Source organism: Shewanella baltica (assembly GCF_900456975.1).
Classification (GTDB): domain Bacteria; phylum Pseudomonadota; class Gammaproteobacteria; order Enterobacterales; family Shewanellaceae; genus Shewanella; species Shewanella baltica.
Genome location: NZ_UGYM01000002.1, coordinates 4,350,356 through 4,371,366 on the forward strand (window position 1 = coordinate 4,350,356; position 21,011 = coordinate 4,371,366).

General features: G+C 47.1%; 19 protein-coding genes. 8 read left to right on the forward strand and 11 right to left on the reverse strand.

The genetic code is table 11. The annotated features are described in order from the left end of the window. Positions 1 to 231: 231 nt before the first annotated feature. From leuD to leuA, 4 genes are all read right to left on the reverse strand, one after another. Positions 232 to 837: a 3-isopropylmalate dehydratase small subunit gene (gene leuD, locus DYH48_RS19425; RefSeq protein WP_115335674.1), complete on the reverse strand. Its 606-nt coding sequence runs from the start codon at positions 835 to 837 to the stop codon at positions 232 to 234. 27 nt (positions 838 to 864) lie between these two features. Beyond that, on the reverse strand, positions 865 to 2,271 hold the full coding sequence (gene leuC / locus DYH48_RS19430; RefSeq protein ID WP_115335675.1) for a 3-isopropylmalate dehydratase large subunit: 1,407 nt from the start codon (positions 2,269 to 2,271) through the stop codon (positions 865 to 867). Further along, the gene (gene leuB, locus DYH48_RS19435; protein WP_115335676.1) at positions 2,271 to 3,365 is read right to left on the reverse strand and encodes a 3-isopropylmalate dehydrogenase; all 1,095 of its coding nucleotides are present in this window, start codon (positions 3,363 to 3,365) and stop codon (positions 2,271 to 2,273) included. Before leuB ends, leuC begins: the two co-directional genes overlap by 1 nt. A 70-nt stretch (positions 3,366 to 3,435) precedes the next feature. After that, a complete protein-coding gene (gene leuA / locus DYH48_RS19440; RefSeq protein WP_011845607.1) occupies positions 3,436 to 5,004 on the reverse strand; it encodes a 2-isopropylmalate synthase in 1,569 nt (522 codons plus the stop codon). A gap of 507 nt (positions 5,005 to 5,511) precedes the next feature. On the opposite strand from leuA, the gene DYH48_RS19445 reads away from it, so the two are divergent. Beyond that, positions 5,512 to 7,293 carry a tetratricopeptide repeat-containing diguanylate cyclase gene (locus DYH48_RS19445; protein ID WP_115335677.1) on the forward strand — a complete coding sequence of 594 codons (1,782 nt, stop codon included), beginning with the start codon at positions 5,512 to 5,514 and terminating at the stop codon, positions 7,291 to 7,293. On the opposite strand, the gene recQ is transcribed toward DYH48_RS19445, so the two are convergent. Beyond that, entirely contained in the window at positions 7,275 to 9,098 is a 1,824-nt protein-coding gene (gene recQ, locus DYH48_RS19450) for a DNA helicase RecQ (RefSeq protein WP_115335678.1), read from the reverse strand. The two genes, DYH48_RS19445 and recQ, sit on opposite strands and share 19 nt — an antisense overlap. Before the next feature lie 440 nt (positions 9,099 to 9,538). Here recQ and DYH48_RS19455 point away from each other — a divergent pair, with 440 nt between their 5' ends. Both DYH48_RS19455 and rarD read left to right on the forward strand, forming a co-directional pair. Beyond that, the gene (locus DYH48_RS19455; RefSeq protein ID WP_006079875.1) at positions 9,539 to 10,003 is read left to right on the forward strand and encodes a thioesterase family protein; all 465 of its coding nucleotides are present in this window, start codon (positions 9,539 to 9,541) and stop codon (positions 10,001 to 10,003) included. Between the two features lie 201 nt (positions 10,004 to 10,204). Further along, positions 10,205 to 11,089, forward strand: coding sequence for an EamA family transporter RarD (gene rarD / locus DYH48_RS19460; protein ID WP_006079874.1), 885 nt, complete (start codon positions 10,205 to 10,207; stop codon positions 11,087 to 11,089). A gap of 22 nt (positions 11,090 to 11,111) precedes the next feature. Here the strand turns inward: rarD and DYH48_RS19465 are convergent, their stop codons facing one another. The 5 genes from DYH48_RS19465 to radC form a co-directional block, all read right to left on the reverse strand. Next, positions 11,112 to 11,645, reverse strand: a complete 534-nt coding sequence (locus tag DYH48_RS19465) for a PH domain-containing protein (RefSeq protein ID WP_115336170.1) — start codon at positions 11,643 to 11,645, stop codon at positions 11,112 to 11,114. Between the two features lie 119 nt (positions 11,646 to 11,764). Continuing rightward, entirely contained in the window at positions 11,765 to 13,084 is a 1,320-nt protein-coding gene (argA, locus tag DYH48_RS19470; RefSeq protein WP_006079872.1) for an amino-acid N-acetyltransferase, read from the reverse strand. A 323-nt stretch (positions 13,085 to 13,407) separates the two neighbouring features. Continuing rightward, positions 13,408 to 13,581: a 50S ribosomal protein L33 gene (gene rpmG, locus DYH48_RS19475; protein WP_006079871.1), complete on the reverse strand. Its 174-nt coding sequence runs from the start codon at positions 13,579 to 13,581 to the stop codon at positions 13,408 to 13,410. A gap of 6 nt (positions 13,582 to 13,587) precedes the next feature. Further along, entirely contained in the window at positions 13,588 to 13,824 is a 237-nt protein-coding gene (gene rpmB / locus DYH48_RS19480) for a 50S ribosomal protein L28 (RefSeq protein ID WP_006079870.1), read from the reverse strand. A 121-nt stretch (positions 13,825 to 13,945) separates the two neighbouring features. Further along, the gene (gene radC, locus DYH48_RS19485) at positions 13,946 to 14,623 is read right to left on the reverse strand and encodes a RadC family protein (protein WP_006079869.1); all 678 of its coding nucleotides are present in this window, start codon (positions 14,621 to 14,623) and stop codon (positions 13,946 to 13,948) included. 122 nt (positions 14,624 to 14,745) lie between these two features. On the opposite strand from radC, the gene coaBC reads away from it, so the two are divergent. From coaBC to folE, 5 genes are all read left to right on the forward strand, one after another. Then, positions 14,746 to 15,969, forward strand: a complete 1,224-nt coding sequence (gene coaBC, locus DYH48_RS19490) for a bifunctional phosphopantothenoylcysteine decarboxylase/phosphopantothenate--cysteine ligase CoaBC (protein WP_115335679.1) — start codon at positions 14,746 to 14,748, stop codon at positions 15,967 to 15,969. Beyond that, entirely contained in the window at positions 15,966 to 16,424 is a 459-nt protein-coding gene (gene dut / locus DYH48_RS19495; RefSeq protein ID WP_006079867.1) for a dUTP diphosphatase, read from the forward strand. The genes coaBC and dut overlap by 4 nt, the downstream gene beginning before the upstream one ends. A 34-nt stretch (positions 16,425 to 16,458) precedes the next feature. Then, on the forward strand, positions 16,459 to 17,052 hold the full coding sequence (gene slmA / locus DYH48_RS19500) for a nucleoid occlusion factor SlmA (protein WP_006079866.1): 594 nt from the start codon (positions 16,459 to 16,461) through the stop codon (positions 17,050 to 17,052). A 136-nt stretch (positions 17,053 to 17,188) separates the two neighbouring features. Further along, positions 17,189 to 19,177 carry an alpha/beta hydrolase family protein gene (locus DYH48_RS19505; RefSeq protein ID WP_115335680.1) on the forward strand — a complete coding sequence of 663 codons (1,989 nt, stop codon included), beginning with the start codon at positions 17,189 to 17,191 and terminating at the stop codon, positions 19,175 to 19,177. A 270-nt stretch (positions 19,178 to 19,447) separates the two neighbouring features. Continuing rightward, positions 19,448 to 20,098 (forward strand): GTP cyclohydrolase I FolE, encoded by a 651-nt coding sequence (gene folE, locus DYH48_RS19510; RefSeq protein ID WP_006079864.1) that lies wholly within the window; start codon positions 19,448 to 19,450, stop codon positions 20,096 to 20,098. Between the two features lie 225 nt (positions 20,099 to 20,323). On the opposite strand, the gene pyrE is transcribed toward folE, so the two are convergent. Beyond that, complete coding sequence (gene pyrE, locus DYH48_RS19515; protein ID WP_006079863.1) at positions 20,324 to 20,965, reverse strand: orotate phosphoribosyltransferase; 642 nt, start codon at positions 20,963 to 20,965, stop codon at positions 20,324 to 20,326. Positions 20,966 to 21,011 lie beyond the last annotated feature (46 nt).

Below are 21,011 nucleotides of genomic sequence, written 5' to 3' on the forward strand. Positions count from 1 at the left end.
AATAAAATAAAAAATCTCAGAAACACGTGTAAATCATTCAGATGTAACAAATTCAGCATAAATCACTATCGATACAAAAATTCTATGACACACAAACAGCAGTAAAAATTTATCACTTCAAATACAATTAGTTAAACCATGAGCAGATGATGATTTAAAACAAAAGCGCCTAGGTGGTAACCTAGGCGCTTAAATATGGACTCAACACCAGTACAAATGTGCGCTGAAAAACTAACGGCGCCAGCCTTGGATTTGAGTTTCGTACTGACTGATTTGCGCAGCATGGGACAAGGTCAAGCCAATCGCATCTAAACCGTTTAGCAGCTTATGTCTCGCCGATTCTGCCAGCGTAAAACTAAACTCGGCGCCCGACGGTGAAATTACTTTGCAGCTTGTGAGATCAACCGTAATTTGTGCGCCTGCTTCTGCCGTCACTTCATCCATTAATTGGCGCACCTGCGCGTGAGTTAACGCCACAGGTAACAGGCCATTATTGATTGAGTTACCGTAAAAAATATCAGCAAAACTCGGCGCAATAATCGCACGCAGACCAAAGTCTGCCAGCGCCCAAGGCGCATGTTCGCGGCTTGAACCACAACCAAAGTTTTCCTGCGCCAATAAAATCGACGCGCCTTTATAGCGGCTTTGATTCAATGAAAACTCTGGATTAGGCTGATCGCCCGCATCATCTAAATAACGCCAGTCGTGGAATAAGTGCACGCCAAAACCATCGCGCGTCACCTTAGACAAAAACTGTTTCGGAATGATCTGATCCGTATCGATATTGGTGCTGTCGATCATGACCGCAAGCCCGGTATGGGTCGTAAAAGGTTGCATTAACTTCTCCTCTTGGGTTTACGGTAATTAGTAAGGTTTACGAATATCGACAAAATGCCCCGCCACCGCAGCGGCTGCAGCCATTGCAGGACTCACCAAATGGGTACGACTGCCGCGACCTTGGCGACCTTCGAAGTTACGATTACTGGTCGACGCGCAGCGATCGCCCGCTTCTAATCTGTCATCGTTCATCGCCAAACACATAGAGCAACCCGGTAAACGCCACTCAAATCCCGCTTCGATAAAGATTTTATCTAAGCCTTCGGCTTCGGCTTGTGCTTTCACTTGGCCAGAACCTGGAACGACAATCGCGGTGACGCCACTCGCCACTTTACGACCTTTGGCATGCACAGCAGCGCTGCGTAAATCTTCAATCCGTGAGTTAGTACATGAACCGATAAACACCTTGTTGATACTGATGTCTGTCATCGGCGTACCCGCACTCAGGCCAATGTATTCTAAAGCCTTTTCCATACTAGCTCGGGTGCTTGGATTAGCTTCATGAATGGGATCTGGTACTTTGCCATCGATTGCCACTACTTGGCCTGGGTTAGTACCCCAAGTCAATTGCGGCGCAATATCGGCAGCATCTAACTCAACGACAGCATCAAACACCGCGCCGTCATCGGTTTTAATGGCTTTCCAGTAAGCGACAGCCTCAGTCCAATCTTCGCCCTTTGGCGCAAACTCGCGGCCTGCTAAATACTCGAAAGTGGTTTGATCCGGCGCGACCATGCCCGCCTTCGCGCCCATCTCAATCGCCATGTTGCACACTGTCATGCGGCCTTCCATCGACAGGGCTTCGATCGCCTCCCCGCAGAACTCCACCACGTAACCCGTGCCACCATCCATGCCGATTTTACCAATAATAGCGAGGACGATATCTTTGGCGGTCACGCCATCGGTGACATGACCACGCACTTCAATCTTCATGGTTTTAGCTTTTAACTGACGCAGCGTTTGCGTTGCTAACACGTGCTCAACTTCCGATGTGCCAATCCCAAACGCCAATGCGCCAAAGGCGCCGTGGGTGGCGGTATGGGAATCGCCACAGACAATCACAGTGCCAGGTAAGGTAATCCCTAACTCTGGGCCCATTACATGCACAATCCCTTGATTAGGATGGTGAATATCATATAAACGCACGCCAAAATCTTTACAGTTTTGCGCTAAGGTTTCCACCTGAGTGCGCGCCATCGGACTTAGGGCATCTAAGCTGGCGCTGCGAGTAGAAGTATTATGATCCATAGTGGCAAAGGTTTTTTCCGGCGCGCGCAGCTTGCGGCCCGCGACCTTCAAACCGCTGAATGCTTGAGGTGACGTCACTTCATGGACTAAATGTCTGTCGACATAAATGACCGGCGCTTCGCCCTCGGGAGAAGCAACGATATGTGCATCCCATACTTTTTGGTACAAGGTCTTTGCGTTCGTCATTACACACCTTCCTTTATAGCATTGGCGATAAAGTCACCCATTTCTGCCGTCGATTTAGCCTCGCTACGCTTGTCGCTGCTCAACAGCTCGCCAGTTAAATAGCCAGAGTTCAAGGCTTTGCTCACGGCGCGCTCAATCGCACTCGCCGCTTCTTCTTGTTTCAAGCTGTGGCGTAACATCAATGCTGCCGACAGAATTTGCGCGACTGGGTTAGCTATCCCTTTGCCCGCGATATCCGGCGCGCTGCCACCCGCGGGTTCGAACAAACCAAAGCCAGTGCTGTTCATGCTCGCCGAGGACAGCAAGCCCATAGAGCCCGTTAACATGGCGATTTCGTCGGATAAAATATCGCCGAACAGGTTAGAACATAACATCACATCGAACTCATCGGGACGACGTAGCAACTGCATGGTCGCATTATCGATATAGATATGTTCCAGCTCGACATCGGGGAAATCCACCGCCACTTCTTCAACCACTTGGCGCCACAACACTGAACAAGCCAGTACGTTGGCTTTATCCACTGAGGTGACTTTTTTACGGCGACCACGGGCGGCTTCAAAGGCGATGCGGGCGATACGACTAATTTCGCGGCGGCTATAACGCATGGTATCGAAGGCTTCTTCATTCTCGCCTTCGCCTTGGCGGCCCTTTGGTTTACCAAAGTAAATACCGCCGGTTAACTCGCGCACACATAAAACATCAAAACCACGGGCAGAGATATCGCTACGCAGCGGTGACATATGTTCTAAGCCATCGTGCAATTTGGCTGGGCGTAGATTGCAAAACAGTTCAAAATGTCCACGCAGAGGCAATAGTGCGCCGCGCTCAGGTTGTTCATTTGGTGGCAGTTTTTCCCACTTAGGACCGCCGACTGAACCGAATAGAATCGCATCAGCCGCTTCACACCCTTTTAGCGTGGCATCGGGTAGTGGACAACCGTGGTTATCAATGGCAATACCGCCGACATCGTATTGCGTATACTCGATATTTAAATCGAATCGAACTTCCACTTCACGCAGCACTTTGCGCGCCTCTGCCATCACTTCTGGGCCGATCCCGTCCCCTGCTAATACTGCTACTTGATAACTCATACGCCAGCCAACTCCTTTAAATGTGAATGCTTTATGCTCGACCTTGCTATTCTTTGGAAGCTTTTAGCGACTAGACGCCGCCTAGCTCTCGATTCTTTTGCATGCTTTGTTTGTAATCGGCGACCTTGTCTGCGCGGCACGTTAAGTTCATCACATGCACTAAAGCACGCGCCGAAGCTTCAACGACATCGGTCGCTAAACCTACACCGTGGAAGTTTTGCTCGTGGTAAACGGCGGTAATGTCCACTTGACCTAAGGCATTTTGGCCTACGCCCTTAGCGCCTAACTTGTAGCTGATGATGTCGATACGACGATCAGTAGCACGGGCAATGGCGTTATAGGCGGCATCAACGGGACCATTACCGGTTGCGGCTTCGGTTTTAATTTCACCGCCCACTTCAATACGAACGGTAGCTGTGGCAACGCCTTCGGTAGAGTCAGACTGCACCACTAATTGCTGCAATTGATAGTGATTGTCTTCTTCAGCCTGTGCTTCCATAAAGGCTAAGGCTTCTAAATCATAATCAAATACTTGTCCCTTTTTATCTGCCAATTTTAGGAACTCTTCGTACAGCGCATCCATATTGTAATCGTGCTCGCTATAACCCATTTCCTCCATGCGATGCTTGATCACATGGCGACCAGAACGCGAGGTCATATTTAAGTTATTGCGATTCAAACCTATGCTTTCTGGCGTCATGATTTCATAGGTATTTTGCGCTTTTAACATGCCATCCTGATGGATACCCGACGAATGGGTAAAGGCATTGGCACCGACAATCGCCTTGTTCGCCTGCACTGGCATGTTGCATAACTGGCTGACTAAATTAGAAGTACGGTGGATTTCCTTGGCGTTAATGCCCGTTTCCAAACCCAACATGCCCTTACGCGTCGCTAAAATCATAGCGATCTCTTCCAATGAACAGTTACCCGCACGCTCACCTATACCATTGATCGTACATTCGATTTGACGTGCACCGTGTTGCACTGCGGTTATAGAGTTCGCCACAGATAAACCTAAGTCATCGTGGCAATGCACTGAGATCACCGCTTGGTCGATGTTCGGCACGCGGTTAAACAGGGTTTGAATAATAGTGCCAAACTCGCTTGGCACTGTGTAACCGACCGTATCGGGAATGTTAATGGTACGCGCGCCAGCAAGAATGGCGGCCTCCACCATACGGCACAGATTATCAATTGGCGTGCGTCCCGCATCCTCACAGGAAAACTCCACATCGTCGGTGAAGCGACGGGCGTATTTCACTGCACTGACCGCCATCTCTAACACTTGATCAAACGAGCGCTTCAACTTGCTTTCCACATGAATCGTCGATGTCGAGATAAACGTATGGATACGGAATTGATCTGCAACAGACAAGGCCTGCGCCGCAGCATCGATGTCCTTTTCAAGTGCGCGGGATAACGCACAAACGCGGCTATTTTTGATGGTGCGCGCTATGGTTTGCACTGACTCAAAATCACCGGGTGATGAGACTGGAAAACCCACTTCCATTACATCAACACCTAGACGTTCCAGCGCCATGGCGATCTGTAACTTTTCTTTGACCGAAAGGCTTGCGGCTAACGCCTGCTCACCATCACGTAAGGTCGTATCAAATATAATTACTCTGTTAGACATCTCGCTTCTCCATGGAACGTCACCGTTCATTATTTAACTTTTGCCGTATTCAGATACAAAAAACCCCGCAACATTTGTGCGGGGTTTGTGAATGCTTTGCCTATTTATCGAGCGTGCAACACTAAGACCTCCGCGTATAAACCGCGAGGAGAGAGAGTAGGAGGTCGAGTTTGCTACTAATTATATTCATTTTATTTAAATATTTATTCTGTTCAAATAATCTGGGACGGTTAATATTTAACTTGCCTAGCCGAGAGTGTCAACCCTAATTTTTTCATGTTCCACTCATTCGACCTCTCTTAAGGCCAATAACTATGAGTTTTATCCCCAAATAAGTGATCGATTCCACAGAATTAACTCGCTGTTTGGATTCAGAAAGCACTGGGATGTGTTAACTTATTCCCCTTAGAAAATAATAGTTTTTTATGCAAAAAACGATTAAGAAAAGTTATAATCTCGCCTTAGTGATTACGGATATTAGAGCTTACGCATTTTATGGAGCACAAAATGGATTTTCGCGTCTTGGTACTGAGCCTGTTGTTATGGCTGATCCCCTTTGGGGCGAGTGCTATAGACCAGTTAGATGAGCTCACAGAACTCGTCTACCAATATCCCAGTAAAGCCCTGACTCAAATCACTGCCTTAGAAAAACAATTTACAACCAGTGCCACTTCTGACATTAATCGACTCAGATTGAGTGTATTGAAATGCCAAAATCTGCTGCAACTGGGTGAGAACGAAGCTGCGATCAACGTGGCTCAGCTAGGCGAGGCCAATGCTAAGCAGCTTAAGCTCGATCAAGTTCGCCCCTACTTTTTGATTTGCCAAGCCGACGCCAATCTCAACTACAACAATATTCAGAATGCGCTGCCCTTGCTGGATTCAGCCATTACCTTAGCGCGACGCTATCAACAACCCCAAGCCTTAGTCGATGCCTTGCGTTTACGTGGTCAGCTCGATACCGACACAGATAACTTTTCCTCTGCCATCGAAGATTTACGTCTGGCCATCGATATTTATCCAGACATTCATACTCAGACCCAGAATTGGGTTTGGCCACCACAGGCTTATATTTATGCGGCCATGGGTAATTTACTCTACGCAACCCATGATTTCCCTCAGGCCATGTATTACACCAACTTAGGAATACAGAGCTCAGATGCCAAGGGCAAAGTGTTACATATCATTCTACGAAATGCGGCCAGAATAGCGCTCGATAATCAAGAATTCGATTACAGTGATAAACTCGAAAAACAAGCAAAGGCACTACTACCTGAACTCGGTTCGCCACTTGAGCTTGCCTACAGCTATGCCATTTTGGCATCGATCGCGCTCGATAAAGGCCGCATCGACACAGCCGAAGAATACCTTTCTATCGCCATCAATACCTTCAAGAAGCACAATCAGCAATTGGCTATGATGCGCTCGACCCGTCTGCTGGCACAAATACGCTTTGCCCAACATCAAGACGATGCCGCATTAATCCTAATGAATCACGCCATTGAACAAGCTGAAAATCTAAAGCAGTATTCTGATCTCAAAGGATTTTACGGGATCATGAGCGATCACTACTTAGTGCAAGGAGATTTTAAGCAGGCCTATTCTTTCTTACTCAAACGCTATCGAGCTGCCGAACTCGCCAATCAAGGGATGAACACTGCACGGATATTGCAATTTAAAGCCCGCCTGAATCAACAAGATTTGCAACAGGATCAGAATAGTCCTGCGCCAGAAAAGGCATCGATCCTCCAAGAGTTAAATCTAGATTGGGCCTATAGCACTTTGTTCTTAATTGCGATGACGTTACTCGGCGGGGCTATTTGGTATTTGATTGATAAGCAAAATAATCGCGTGCCCCGTATCGAAGGCGAGGAGCCTGCGGAAACTCTGCTCCAACAAGTCACATCGGCCTTAAACATTGCCAAACAAGGTAATTATCCGCTGTCTTTATTACTTTTTAATGCGAGTCAAATACGGCAAGTTGACTTGCCGCCTCTGCAAGATGAGCTACAGCACAGACTGCGAGAGCAAGATAAGTTGATCCGATATTCGATGGATGAAATTGTGATTATTCTACCGCACACCTCTGCAGCTGGTGCTAAGAAAGTAGTCAATCAATTAGTGGCCTGTATTCAACCTTGGCAGGGGTCAAGCAAGGTCAATATTGGTATCGCGGCAATGCAGCAGTTTGATACGTTAGAGTCTTTAATTAAGCGCGCCAGTATCAATCAATTAGGCAAGGTTAAAATCAGTGAGAATAATCCAAACCATTATTCTCCCGCTAAATAAGCCGCGATCTCATCGAGAAAAGCGTCGCCGAAACGACTCAGTTTACGCTCGCCCACTCCGTTAACGGCGAGCATTTCCCCTGCACTGGTCGGCATCATGGCCGCCATTTCCGCCAGCGTCGCATCGTTAAACACTAAATACGGCGGCACATCTTGCTGCTCAGCTATGGTTCTTCGCAGTAACTTGAGTCGCGCGAACAGCTTACGGTCGTAGTTCAGCGGCGCCTTAGACTGGCTCACCTTACGTTTTGCGGTCGTTAACTGAATACGCGGTTCCGCGAGCATTAACGCCACCTCACCTTTGAGTACAGGTCGTGCCGATGGGTTTAAGGTTATAGATGAACCTCGCGTCACATCTTGACTCGCCAGTCCCAAATGGATTAACTGACGGATCACGCTCAACCAATACTCATGACTCTTATCTTTGCCAATTCCCCAAGTCGTAAGTTTATCATGGCCTCGGTCAACAATCGGGGCGCCTTTCGAGCCGCGCAACACTTCAATTAAGTGATTAATACCAAAACGCTGGCCTAAACGGAAAATACATGACAACACCTTTTGCGCATCTTCGGTGCCGTTATAACGCTTGGGTGGATCGAGGCAAATATCGCAGTTACCACAGGGCTCTAGTGCGCTCTCATCAAAGTAATGCAATAGCACTTGGCGACGGCAGGTTTGCGCCTCAGCAAACGCCGCCATGGTATTAAGTTTATGAAATTCGACTTGCTGCTGCGGCCCGGGCTCAGACTGTTCAATCAAATGTCGCACCCGGCCAATATCGGCAGGATCAAACAACATAAAGGCCTCGGCATCAAGGCCATCACGGCCCGCTCGGCCCGTTTCCTGATAATAGGCTTCGATACTTTTAGGAATATCGTAATGCACCACAAAGCGCACATTCGACTTGTTGATCCCCATACCGAAAGCCACAGTGGCGACCACGATATCGATTTGATCCTTAAGGAAACTGTCCTGCACTGCGCCACGATCTTCCTGCGTCATTCCCGCATGATAGGCCTTAGCATTAAAACCTTGCAGACATAAACGATCGGCTACTTCGTCGACACGGCGACGACTACTACAGTAAATAATCCCGTTGGTGCCATTTTGCTGGGTTAAAAAATGCCGTAACTGATTCGCAGCATTGAGCTTTTCCGCCACTGTGTAGCGAATATTAGGCCTGTCGAAACTCGAGAGTAAACGGAACGGGTCAATCCCAAGTCGCTCGCAAATACTCTGCCGTGTCGCCTGATCCGCCGTTGCCGTCAGCGCCATCATAGGCACATAGGGAAAGAGTTGTTTTAGCTGGCCAAGCGCCGCATATTCAGGGCGAAAATCATGACCCCATTGACTAATACAGTGCGCCTCGTCGATGGCAAACATCGCTAGCTGCAACGACTGCATTCGCTCAATAAAATCTGCGCTTAATAAGCGCTCTGGTGACACATAAAGCAGTTTTAACTCACCGTGGCGCAGCTGCCTTAATACTTCGGCGCTCTGCTCTCGCGGCAATGAAGAATTGAGATAAGCCGCTGCAACACCGGTTTGCAACAAGCTATCGACTTGATCTTTCATCAAAGAAATCAATGGAGATACAACAATCGTAATGCCATCCATCAGCAACGCGGGGAGTTGATAGCAAAGACTCTTACCGCCGCCCGTTGGCATGATCACTAAGCAATCTTGCCCGCCGCAGACACGTTCTATCACCTCCCGCTGACCGTCCCTAAAGTCACGGTAACCAAATACCTGTGCGAGGCGTTGCGAGAGCGGATCATCATGCGTGTCGAGTACGAGCTTTTCCATGGATCTTCTATGTCAAAAGTGAGGGGGCCTATTCTATACCCAAACTAGCTCAAAATGCAGGATTCAGCGGTAATTTAAAGTACTTTAGACGAGGCCATTCATCGCGATTGTAGCTATTTTAACCCCTAGTGGACTAAGCCAAAAATAACGAACGCGGGGTAAAGTACTTTAAAACCCGCCGAGACGGAGCGCCTAGGGCACTCTGAAACTCACAGGTTGCGCTAACTTGTGTATAGAGGCCTAAACCGCTTCTGTCTTGCGTCAATATGAGATCATCCGTCTAGGTTATTTCGTTACAGTACCTTCATTTCAGCGACAGAGTTGCATTCGCGGTGAGCTTCACTGTAGATTAATTGCTCTAAGCCGCACTTGGTTCATCTCAGTGTTGATAACAAATCCAATTACGCCTAATGCAGTCACTCAGTGACAAGGACCCAATAATGACCAGCCCAATCCAAGCCGAAGCTTTGAGAAGAGTCGCAGCAGTATTTGATCAACATGTCCCTTTCCATAATCTACTCGGACTCGATATCAAGCGTTATGACATTGATGGCGTTGAAGTCGTGATCAACATGAAGCCTGAGCTAATTGGCAATATCCACCAGCAAATCCTCCACGGCGGTGTGACAGCAACGGTACTCGATGTGGTTGGCGGACTCACCGCCTTTGCAGGACTGGTTGCCAGTCGTGATGATTGGACGGTCGAAGAGCTGCAGCAACGCCTGCAAACCCTAGGCACTATCGACATGCGCGTCGATTATCTGCGGCCGGGGCGCGGCCTCACCTTTACCGGGACGGGCAGCGTGATCCGTGCGGGCAATCGGGTGTCTGTGTGCCGCATGGAATTGCATAATGAGCAAGGCACACATATCGCTTTTGGGACAGGCACTTATATGGTGGGCTAGCCGCTTCACCGCAGAACACTCATTTACCGTCTTAAAGTTCAAAGCCAGTAAACATCTTGATTAGTAAGATGTTTACTGGCGTTGATCGGCCATTCAATCTCTTATCGAGATATTCTGTAACCAAAAGAACGCGGCGATGCCCTTGAGTCAGCGGTCAGACACACCTACAATCGCCGTCTTGTTGTCCTTCGAAGATGTCTCATGCAAGATCTTGAATACCGCAAAGGGATCCTACTCGCCGTCAGTGCTTACTGCATGTGGGGTTTTGCGCCTTTATATTTCAAATTACTCAATCATGTCTCCGCCACCGAAATTTTGCTCCATCGGGTGATTTGGTCATTCGTGTTTATGCTGATCATCATGCAGTTTATCGGCGGGTTCTCACGCTTACGCTTACTGTTTAAACAACCTAAACAGCTGATGGTTCTCACCATTACTTCCATACTGATCGCGGGAAACTGGCTGCTATTTATCTGGGCGGTGAATAACGATCACATGCTCGATGCCAGCCTAGGTTACTTTATTAACCCTCTGCTCAACGTCTTGCTTGGTATGTTATTTCTAGGCGAAAGGTTACGTAAGCTGCAATGGTTTGCGGTCGCACTCGCCAGTGCTGGTGTGTTGATCCAATTAATCTCTTTTGGCTCTATTCCAATTGTCTCACTGGCACTCGCGGGCACCTTTGGTTTCTATGCGCTGCTGCGAAAAAAGGTCAATGTGGATGCTAAGGCTGGCTTATTGGTCGAAACCGCAGTGTTATTACCAGTCGCGCTAATTTACCTGGTCGCGACCTTAGACACAGCGACAGCAAGCATGCTGACAAACGATTGGCAACTGAATCTGATGTTAATGGCAGCGGGAATAGTGACCACGATTCCTTTACTCTGTTTTGCAGGGGCGGCGGTACGGATTCCATTGTCTATGCTTGGATTTTTCCAATATATCGGCCCAAGTATTATGTTCATCCTAGCAGTGAGTCTGTTTAATGAGCCCTTCGATGCAGAAAAAGGCGTGACCTTCGGCTTTATCTGGAGCGCGCTGCTCGTTTTTACCTTAGATATGGCCTATAAACGCAAAGCGGCGTGATCATTATCACGCCGATACACAGTTACAGAAGTGATGATGACTTCTGTAACTGTGCTAAAAATTCACTCCCTTGCGGCACTGTCAGTAATAAACTGTAGCCTTTAGTCGTTGGCACTAACACTAACTGCGATTTATCTGTTATCGCCAGAAATGCTCTACCTTTTCCCTGCAAATTAAACCAGCCTAATTGAAACCCTGGCATGCCTATGCCGTTGGTTTTAAAGCTCGGCGTTAAATCTGCCTCTTGCTGCAAATCGACTATGCGCGCCTCGGCGGGCAATAAATCCGCGCGGGATAACTGCACTTTATAGAAGGGCACATCCACTGTGAGTTCAGCATCGGTTAACACTAACTCGGCACTATTGGATTGATAAAAAACCCATGAAAATCCGCCCATCATCACCAGCAATATGCCTAAACTCGCCGACTTCGCTATCTTTGGCATATTTTTTAGCCATAACATCAGCAAGATACCCGCTAAACCGAGCAATAAGACGATAAAACTGAAGATAGAGGTCTGGGTGAAAGGGGCGAGTTCGAAGTATTGAGGACTCATTGGCAGCATCTCCCGTGCAGTGAAGCCTTAATCTGCCAACAAAGACATATTATGTCAACAAAAATGCCAGCGCTAATATGAGTACTAGGCTGGCATTGAGTGGATTGATTTAGAACGGCTTAGAGATCGAGCGCGAGAATTTTTGAACGACGTTGATAGTTATACAACTGCTTTTTCTTCTGTGGCAGCGCTTCAACATCTTCAATCACAAAACCATGCTCGAGGAACCAGTGAATGCTCCGAGTTGTCAGCGCAAACAAGCGTGAATAACCGCGGTTTCTGGCCTGATTGATAATGTTCTTCAGCAGTAAGCTCCCTCTGTCGGCATCGCGATAATCGGGATGCACCACCAAACAGGCAAACTCGCCCGCATTGTCCTCTTCAAAAGGATAGAGCGCAGCGCAACCAATCACTAAACCATCACGCTCAATCAGCATGAACTGTTCGATTTCGATCTCAAGCTGCTCACGACTACGACGCACCAGAATGCCTTGTTCCTCCAATGGACGAATAAGGTTCAGTACACCGCCAATATCAGCGATCGACGCACAGCGTAAACGCTCGGCACTCTCAGTCACGATTTGCGTGCCTATCCCTTCGCGAGAAAACAGTTCCTGCAGCAAAGCGCCATCTTCGAGGTAGCTGACTAAGTGACAACGCGGTACGCCATTACGGCAAGCATCGATACTGGCTTTCAAAAAAGCCATAGTGCCTACGCAGGCAGAACCTTGCTCGGCCAGCTTGCTCATGATGTTTTGCGCATCGTTTGGCATCAATTCGGCAATCACGTCGCCATTGCGATCGAGAATACCGTTCTGTGAGCTAAAACCGATCATCTTGTCGGCTTTGAGCTTGATCGCCACTTGGGTCGCGATTTCCTCGGCGGTTAAATTAAAGCTTTCACCGGTCACAGAAGCTGCAATCGGCCCCATCAACACGATGCAGTGATTATCTAACTGACGTTTTAAGCCTTGCACATCGATACGACGCACTCTGCCGCTTAAGCAAAAATCGATGCCGTTATCCACGCCTAATGGCTGGGCAATCACAAAGTTGCCGCTCACTAAGTTAATTTGCGCACCTTGCATCGGCGTATTGCTTAAGCTCATGGATAAACGCGCTGTGATATCAAATTGCAGTGCACCCGCAACTTGCTTGATCACTTTGAGCGAGTCTTCATCCGTAATACGCACGCCTTCGTGGTAGGCAGGTTCGATACCATTGACGGCTAATGCAGCATCAATCTGCGGCCTAGCGCCATATACCAACACCACTTTAATCCCTAAACTGTGCAGCAGGGCGACATCATTTAAGATGGCGCGGAAGTGATTCTGAGCCAAAGCTTCACCACCCAGCATGACCACAAAAGTTTTACCTCTGTGAGCATTAACATAGGGGGCAGAGTGACGAAATCCATCAACCAGTTCAGTGGTACGCACGCGTTATTTACACCTCATTTTTGAGCTGGCAGCGTCACGATGACATGCCAGGAATGAATCGCTAACTTTCGCGTATGTTATTGCATTTTAATTCACATATAAAGAATTTATTCTCACTAAAGCGCAGTTTTAATGATTTAAAGTGCTTAGAACTGCACTATTTTATATTTTCAGCAAGTGTTCACACTTTTTTAACTTCACAGGGGATGATTCAGCGGCTTAAGTTTGCGAGGCAATTATCTCAACTTGATGACTAACTACTAAAAAAAGCGCAAAAAAAAGCCCCTTAAATAAGGGGCTTTTCTCGAAACAGTAACCAAGGATTACTTGATTTTTGCTTCTTTGTAGATAACGTGCTGACGAATAACTGGATCAAATTTTTTGATTTCCATTTTTTCAGGCATGTTACGCTTGTTTTTTTCAGTTGTGTAGAAGTGACCAGTTTTAGCTGTAGAAACTAATTTGATCTTCTCACGATTACCTTTAGCTTTAGCCATGATCTATTATACCTTCTCGCCACGAGCACGAAGTTCAGCAACAACAACTTCGATACCTTTTTTGTCGATCAGACGAATACCTTTAGTAGATACACGTAACTGTACGAAACGCTTTTCTTCTTCTAACCAAAAACGGTGGTTTTGTAGGTTAGGTAAAAAACGACGACGGGTCGCGTTTTTTGCGTGCGAACGGTTGTTACCAACCATCGGCTTCTTGCCAGTAACTTGGCATACTCTTGACATGTCAATCTTCTCCAAAAACAATTTTAACGCTCGAGCATTAATGTGCCTCGTATGGCCGTCGCCCGAGGCACAAAGAGGGCGCATTTTATACACGATCACAGAGTGAAGATCAAGTGTTAGATTAATTAATCCAGCCTCGTTCTGCAAAAGAAACTATCTCTCGATCACCTACAACCATATGGTCCAATAAGGATACGTCTATGGTTGCTAACGCATTTTTTAATCGCTCAGTTATTCGTCGGTCAGCCTGACTGGGCTCGGCAATACCAGACGGATGATTATGACAAACTATAACTGCTGCGGCCTTTTTCTCCAGCACTAAGCTCACCACTTCACGTGGGTACACTGAGGCTGAGTCTATTGTACCGCGGAATAATTCGACAAATTGAATCACTCTATGCTGGCTATCCAGCAGTAAAACTGCGAACACTTCATAGGAGCGATCTGCCAATTGTCTCATTAAATAGTCCCGAGTTAAATCGGGATTTGTTAAAACTTGACCTCTTTGCAGATTTTCCTGCGCTACACGCCGCGCTAATTCGGCCGCAGCTTGAAGCTGGGCGTATTTTACAGGTCCTACGCCCGGAAGTCGACACACCTGATTTCGAGGAGCACAAAGCAGGTTTCTGAGGCCGCCAAACTCGCTAATAAGCGACCTTGCAAGATCAACCGCGTTTAATCCCGCCAAACCGTTCCGCAATAATACCGCCAATAACTCCGCATCCGACAGCTGCCCCGCCCCTTTTTGTAACAGTTTATCTCTGGGACCTTCCCCCTCGGGCCAATCTTTAATGCCCATGCGACCTCCCTGTCATCTCACATATTTTCACTTTACTGAGTATGGACGAGATTTTTTGAACTGGGAGAGTCACTAAAATTCACCGCTTTGTGATATTGTTGGCGGCATTATTTCTATCTCGGATGATGTCTGTGAGTCTGACAAATAAAAACGTCCTGCTGGGCATTGGCGGCGGTATTGCGGCCTATAAAAGTGCTGATTTAGTCCGTCGCTTAAAAGAGCGTGGCTTTGATGTGCGCGTGGTGATGAGCCAAAGTGCGATGGAATTTATCACGCCTTTGACGCTGCAAGCGTTATCTGGACATCCCGTTGCCTCAAGCCTACTCGATCCTGCGGCAGAAGCAGCCATGGGCCACATCGAACTCGCTCGTTGGGCAGATCTCGTCATCATCGCCCCTGCAACCGCAAACCTATTGGCGCGGATTAATGCCGGCATGGCCGATGAGCTGATCACCACCACTTGTCTTGCCACTGAGGCGCCTATCGCCCTGTGTCCGGCAATGAATCAGCAGATGTACCGTAATCTGGCAACGCAGGCGAATTTAACCAGCCTGGCATCCCGCGGCTTTACCCTTTGGGGACCTGCAAGTGGCAGTCAGGCCTGTGGTGAAGTCGGCCCTGGTCGTATGCTAGAGCCATTAGACATCGCCGAACGGGCTACGCAGTTTTTTGCCACTCATGACGCCGTTGAACTTAAGCCACTCGCAGGACAGTCAATACTGATTACCGCAGGGCCAACCCGTGAGGCAATTGATCCCGTCAGATACATTTCGAATCACAGTTCTGGAAAAATGGGCTTTGCCTTAGCCAAAGCCGCGGCAGATATGGGCGCAACAGTCACCTTAGTCTCTGGCCCAGTGAATCTAAGCACCCCAGAAGGCGTGACCCGCATTGATGTTGAATCGGCGCAAAATATGCTTGACGCTGTGATGGAACACGTTGATAAAAAAGATATTTTTATTGGCTGCGCCGCCGTTGCTGATTATCGCATTAGCGACATCGCAGCCTGTAAGATCAAAAAATCGGCAGAAGAAATGCAACTTGCGCTGGTGAGGAATCCTGATATCTTAGCCACGGTTGCGAGCTTACCTAACCGTCCTTTTGTGGTGGGATTCGCCGCAGAAACCCATGATGTAGAAGCCTATGCGCGCGATAAACTCAAACGTAAAAACTTGAATATGATCGCCGCGAACGACGTTTCCGTTGCTGGTCTAGGCTTTAATGCCGATGCCAATGCCCTGCGAGTGTTCTGGCCGCACGGCAGTCAAGACTTGCCTGCCACTGACAAACTCACGCTGGCGCGGCAATTACTTTCGTTGATAGTGAAAGAAAAAACAAATACATGAAAACACCGATTGAATTAAAAATTCTCGACTCCCGTATCGGCTCAGAATTTCCTTTACCTGCCTACGCTACACCTGGCAGTGCAGGCATGGATCTTCGTGCCATGATCGACACGACTTTGACTATAGCACCGGGTGAAACCGTGCTTATTCCAACGGGGATTGCCATTCATGTTGCCGATCAAGGACTGGCTGCAGTGATTTTGCCGCGCTCAGGTCTTGGCCATAAACACGGTATCGTACTGGGGAATCTGGTCGGACTCATAGATTCAGATTACCAAGGACCCTTAATGGTGTCTTGCTGGAATCGTAGCGACAGTCCTTTTGCCTTAGAAATTGGCGATCGTCTCGCACAACTGGTGTTTGTTCCTGTAGTACAAGCACAATTCAAACTCGTTGATGAGTTCGACAGCTCAGATCGTGGTGAAGGCGGATTTGGCCATTCAGGCACTAAATAATCCCCTAAGTCGTTATTGAGCCAAGGATACTGCAATGGCTGTAAGCCCAAAAATTAATCGTCGTGAACATATTTTGCAATGCCTAGCGCAAATGCTAGAAACCAACCCAGGACAAAGGATCACCACAGCGAAACTGGCCTCAGAAGTCGGTGTATCGGAAGCCGCCCTATACCGTCACTTCCCGAGTAAAGCACGGATGTTCGAAGGCTTAATCGAATTTATCGAAGAGTCGTTATTGTCGCGCATCAATTTAATCATGGATGACGAAAAAGACACCATGAAGCGCTGCCAACTCGTGCTGCAACTGTTACTGATCTTTGCCGAGCGTAACCCGGGTATTTCCCGCGTCCTCAATGGTGATGCGCTGCTAGGAGAAAACGAACGCCTGCGGAGCCGTATTAGTAACTTATTTGCCAAAATTGAAACCCAGTTAAAGCAAATTCTACGGGAAAAAACCCTGCGGGAAGGCAAAGGCTTCAACTTAGACGAAGCCATATTAGCCAATTTACTGTTAGCCTTTGCCGAAGGGCGAATCGCTCAATTTGTACGAAGTGAATTCAAACTCAAACCTACCACACACTTCGATGAACAGTGGCGTTTTATCCAACATCAGCTTTTACAAAGCTAATGATTTTTCAACATAAAGGACGGTAACTATCGTCCTTTATTTTTAACCTTCCCTTCTTGTCTCACTAGCACTTTTGTTTTATCCTCGAAAAAACATTTTCAGAACAAAAAACACAATAAATTTACAAGGATGTCAGATGAAACTCTTCCGATTAGCGACTTTAGCTACGCTTTGCTTGCCTATGCTGTCCCTACATACTTTTGCAGCCGATACCACTGCAAGCAATACCTTATTGCTTGCACAGCAGTTCAGTAAAGGTGATGAATATTCAAATGTTAAAATATCTCCTACTGGTAAATACTTAAGTGCAATCACGAGTGTCGAGGGGAAAAATGTTCTCTTAGTCTTAGATGCTCAAACCAAAAAACTCCTTAATGCGATACGCTTTCCCAGTAACGCTCAAGTCGGCGACTATGAATGGGCCAATAATGAGCGACTGGTACTGGCGAAAGAATACCTAAAAGGCTGGAGAGATGTTCCGCAGTACTACGGAGAATTATTGGCCGTGAATGCCGATGGTTCACGAAAGGCTTATCTATTTGGCTTCGAAAGTGGCGAACAACAAACAGGTTCAAATATTAAGAAAAATACTGCAATAAATGCCACAGCATTTATTCTCGATCCTCTGCCAGATGATGAGCGCTATATGCTGGTCAACGCTATTCCATGGAATAACGAGAGCAGCCTGAATATTGAATTAAAACAAGATGTATATCGAGTCGACCTGTTTACTGGGGTTCGTAAACGCATAACAGGAGCCCCGATAGGTCAAGCACGTTTTATGACAGATCATGAGGGTGAAGTCCGCTTCGTTGCAGGTGAGGACAGTAAAAACATCACTAAAGTGTTCTACCGCAAAGACGGTGACTGGATAAATACCGACAAGCTAAACCTAGGCCTAACCGACTTTCAGCCACTTTCCTTCGCCGATGATAAAAATGCGATTTATGCCGCTGGTCGCTCTCAAGGCGAAACCTTAGGGGTTTACAAGATTAATCTAGAAACGGGCGATAAGAGCGAGATTATTCAAGATAAAAACGTTGATCCCAGCAATTTTTGGATTAACGGCACCAATAAACAACTTTACGCCGTCGAGTTTGAAAATGGCTACCCAAGTTATGCCTTCGTCGATAATGAAGATTCGCACGCTAAATTACTAAAAGATCTGCTTGGTGCCCTCCCAGGCCATCAAGTCCGAATTGTTAGCGAAACCCGAGATGCTGAAAAACTCGTTGTAGTTGCATTTAACGATCGTAATCCTGGTGATTACTACATATTTGATACGAAAAAACTGAAACTTGAATATCTAGCAGCCGCTAAAAAATGGCTCGACCCAGAGCAAATGGCGGAGGTAAAACCCATCAGTTTCACCAGTCGTGATGGTAAAACAATCAACGGTTATTTAACGCTACCTTTCGGTAAAGAAGCTAAAAATCTGCCCTTAGTTGTCAATCCGCACGGTGGTCCACACGGTATCCGTGACTGGTGGGGCTTTGACCCGCAAAACCAATATCTAGCGAGCCAAGGCATAGCAGTTCTACAAGTCAACTTCCGTGGTTCTGGCGGGTATGGCGATCAATTTGAACGTGCAGGTTATCAAAAATGGGGCTCAGATATACAACACGATATCATCGACGGTACCCAATATGTCATTGACCAAGGTTTCGCCGATAAGGAGCGTATCTGTATCGTTGGCGGCAGTTTTGGTGGTTACAGCGCCTTGCAGAGCGCCGTACTTTCTCCAGATATGTTTAAATGCGCCATAGGTGTAGCTGGCGTATATGATCTTGAATTGATGTTTAATGAAGGCGATGTTGCCAGTAGACGCTCAGGCACTAGCTACCTCAAAGAAGTTCTTGGCCAAGATAAAGCGGTACTCAAAGCAATGTCTCCTTCTGAAAATGTCGATAAACTCAAAGCAAACATACTATTGGTGCATGGTGGTGAAGATGATCGAGCGCCAATTGAGCAACTCGAATCCCTCGAAAAAGGCCTAAAAGCTCACAATTATCCTTACCAAAAACTGGTAATGGACAATGAAGGGCACGGTTTTTATAACGATGAGCATAGAGCGAAATATTATGAACAAATGCTCAGCTTCCTAAAAACTAATCTAAAACTTTAGGATTGACTCAAACTTGCCGTCACTGCCAGTCTAAACTCGATTGGCAGTGGCTGATTTAAAGCCGATATCCGATAAGGACTATCGGCTTTTTCATGTGGCTCATGAGCGTTTTTCGGTATGAATTATCTGCAATTCGCGTTATCCTCCTCCCCCTATTCTTGCCCTAGCGAGAATAACAATAATTTGTATCTGATGCTGAACAGCCCAAGTACCACTCGATGCTCAGCATAGGTTTTCTGTTATAGCCGCTACGACGTAGTGGAGGATAAGATGGCATTAAGTGAAGCAGCAGTAAAAGTACAAGCCGCGTTATTAGAACGTGGACTTGAAACCCCAATGCTCCCAAGCGTTTACAGCAGTGAAGAACGTAAAGACAAGATTGAACATCATATGAAAGAAATCCTGACATTAATGTCATTGGATCTGTCAGACGATAGCCTTGCCGATACGCCGCGCCGCATTGCTAAAATGTACGTCGATGAAATCTTCTCCGGCTTAGATTATGCGAACTTCCCTAAGATCACGGTTATCGACAATAAGATGGGCTTCGATGAAATGGTGCGAGTGCAAGACATTAGCCTCACCAGCACCTGCGAACACCATTTAGTGACGATCGATGGCACAGCGACCATAGCTTATCTACCACGCAAAAAAATCATTGGTTTATCAAAGATTAATCGTATCGTGCGTTTCTTTGCCCAACGTCCACAAGTGCAAGAGCGTTTGACTCAGCAAGTGTTAGTCGCGCTGCAGACCTTGCTCGAAACCAAAGACGTTGCGGTTAAAATGGATGCTGTGCATTACTGCGTCAAATCCCGTGGCGTGATGGACTCAACCAGTTCGACCACTACCACAGCGCTGGGCGGTATTTTCAAGTCTAACCCTGCGACCCGCGCCGAGTTTTTGCATCAGTCGAAATAAGTGTATTGAAGCGTAACGTTATTTAAAGCGTGCCTAAATCAATAGCAATCAATATAACTCAACAAAAAACGCTGCGATTCCTTCTATAGAATCGCAGCGTTTTTTGTTTTCATACCCACTCAATCAAACCTTTCTCGGCCTAGCTAAGGTCATTACCAGCTGATTAACTGATTTCACAAAGTTAGTGATAGCCACTTGATCAATACCAGCGGCTAAGCACTCGATTTAAATGCCGTATTGCTCGCGGTACTGGCTTACAGCGGCAAGTTGCACTTCCATTCCAGGCTTTTCTGATAAATAGCTAATGAGGTCGGCAAGTTTAATGATCGCCACTATGCCACAGCCAAAATCACGCTCAACCTCTTGAATAGCCGATAACTCGCCCTTGCCTTTCTCTTGTCTATCTAAGGCGATCAACACACCGGCTAATTGTGCCTTATGGGCTTCGATGATTTCCATCGACTCACGAATTGCCGTACCGGCAGTGATCACGTCGTCTACCAACATAACGCGGCCTTTCAGCTCGCTTCCGACTAAGCTGCCACCTTCGCCGTGATCTTTTTTCTCTTTGCGGTTAAAGCAGTAAGGGATATCGATATCGTGGTGTTCACACAGGGCAACCGCCGTAGTGGTCGCAATCGGAATGCCTTTGTAAGCTGGGCCAAACAGCAAATCGTAATCAATGCCTGAATCCACTAACGCAGCGGCATAGAAACGGCCTAAACGCGCCAAGTCACGGCCAGTATTGAACAAACCCGCATTGAAGAAATAAGGACTGATACGACCCGATTTAAGGGTAAATTCGCCAAATCGCAACACCTGACGTTCTAGGGCAAATTCAATAAACTCACGTTGATAGGCTTTCACAATATCTCCTTACGTCTTTGTATTTTATTGGTTTTTATTAGGTAAT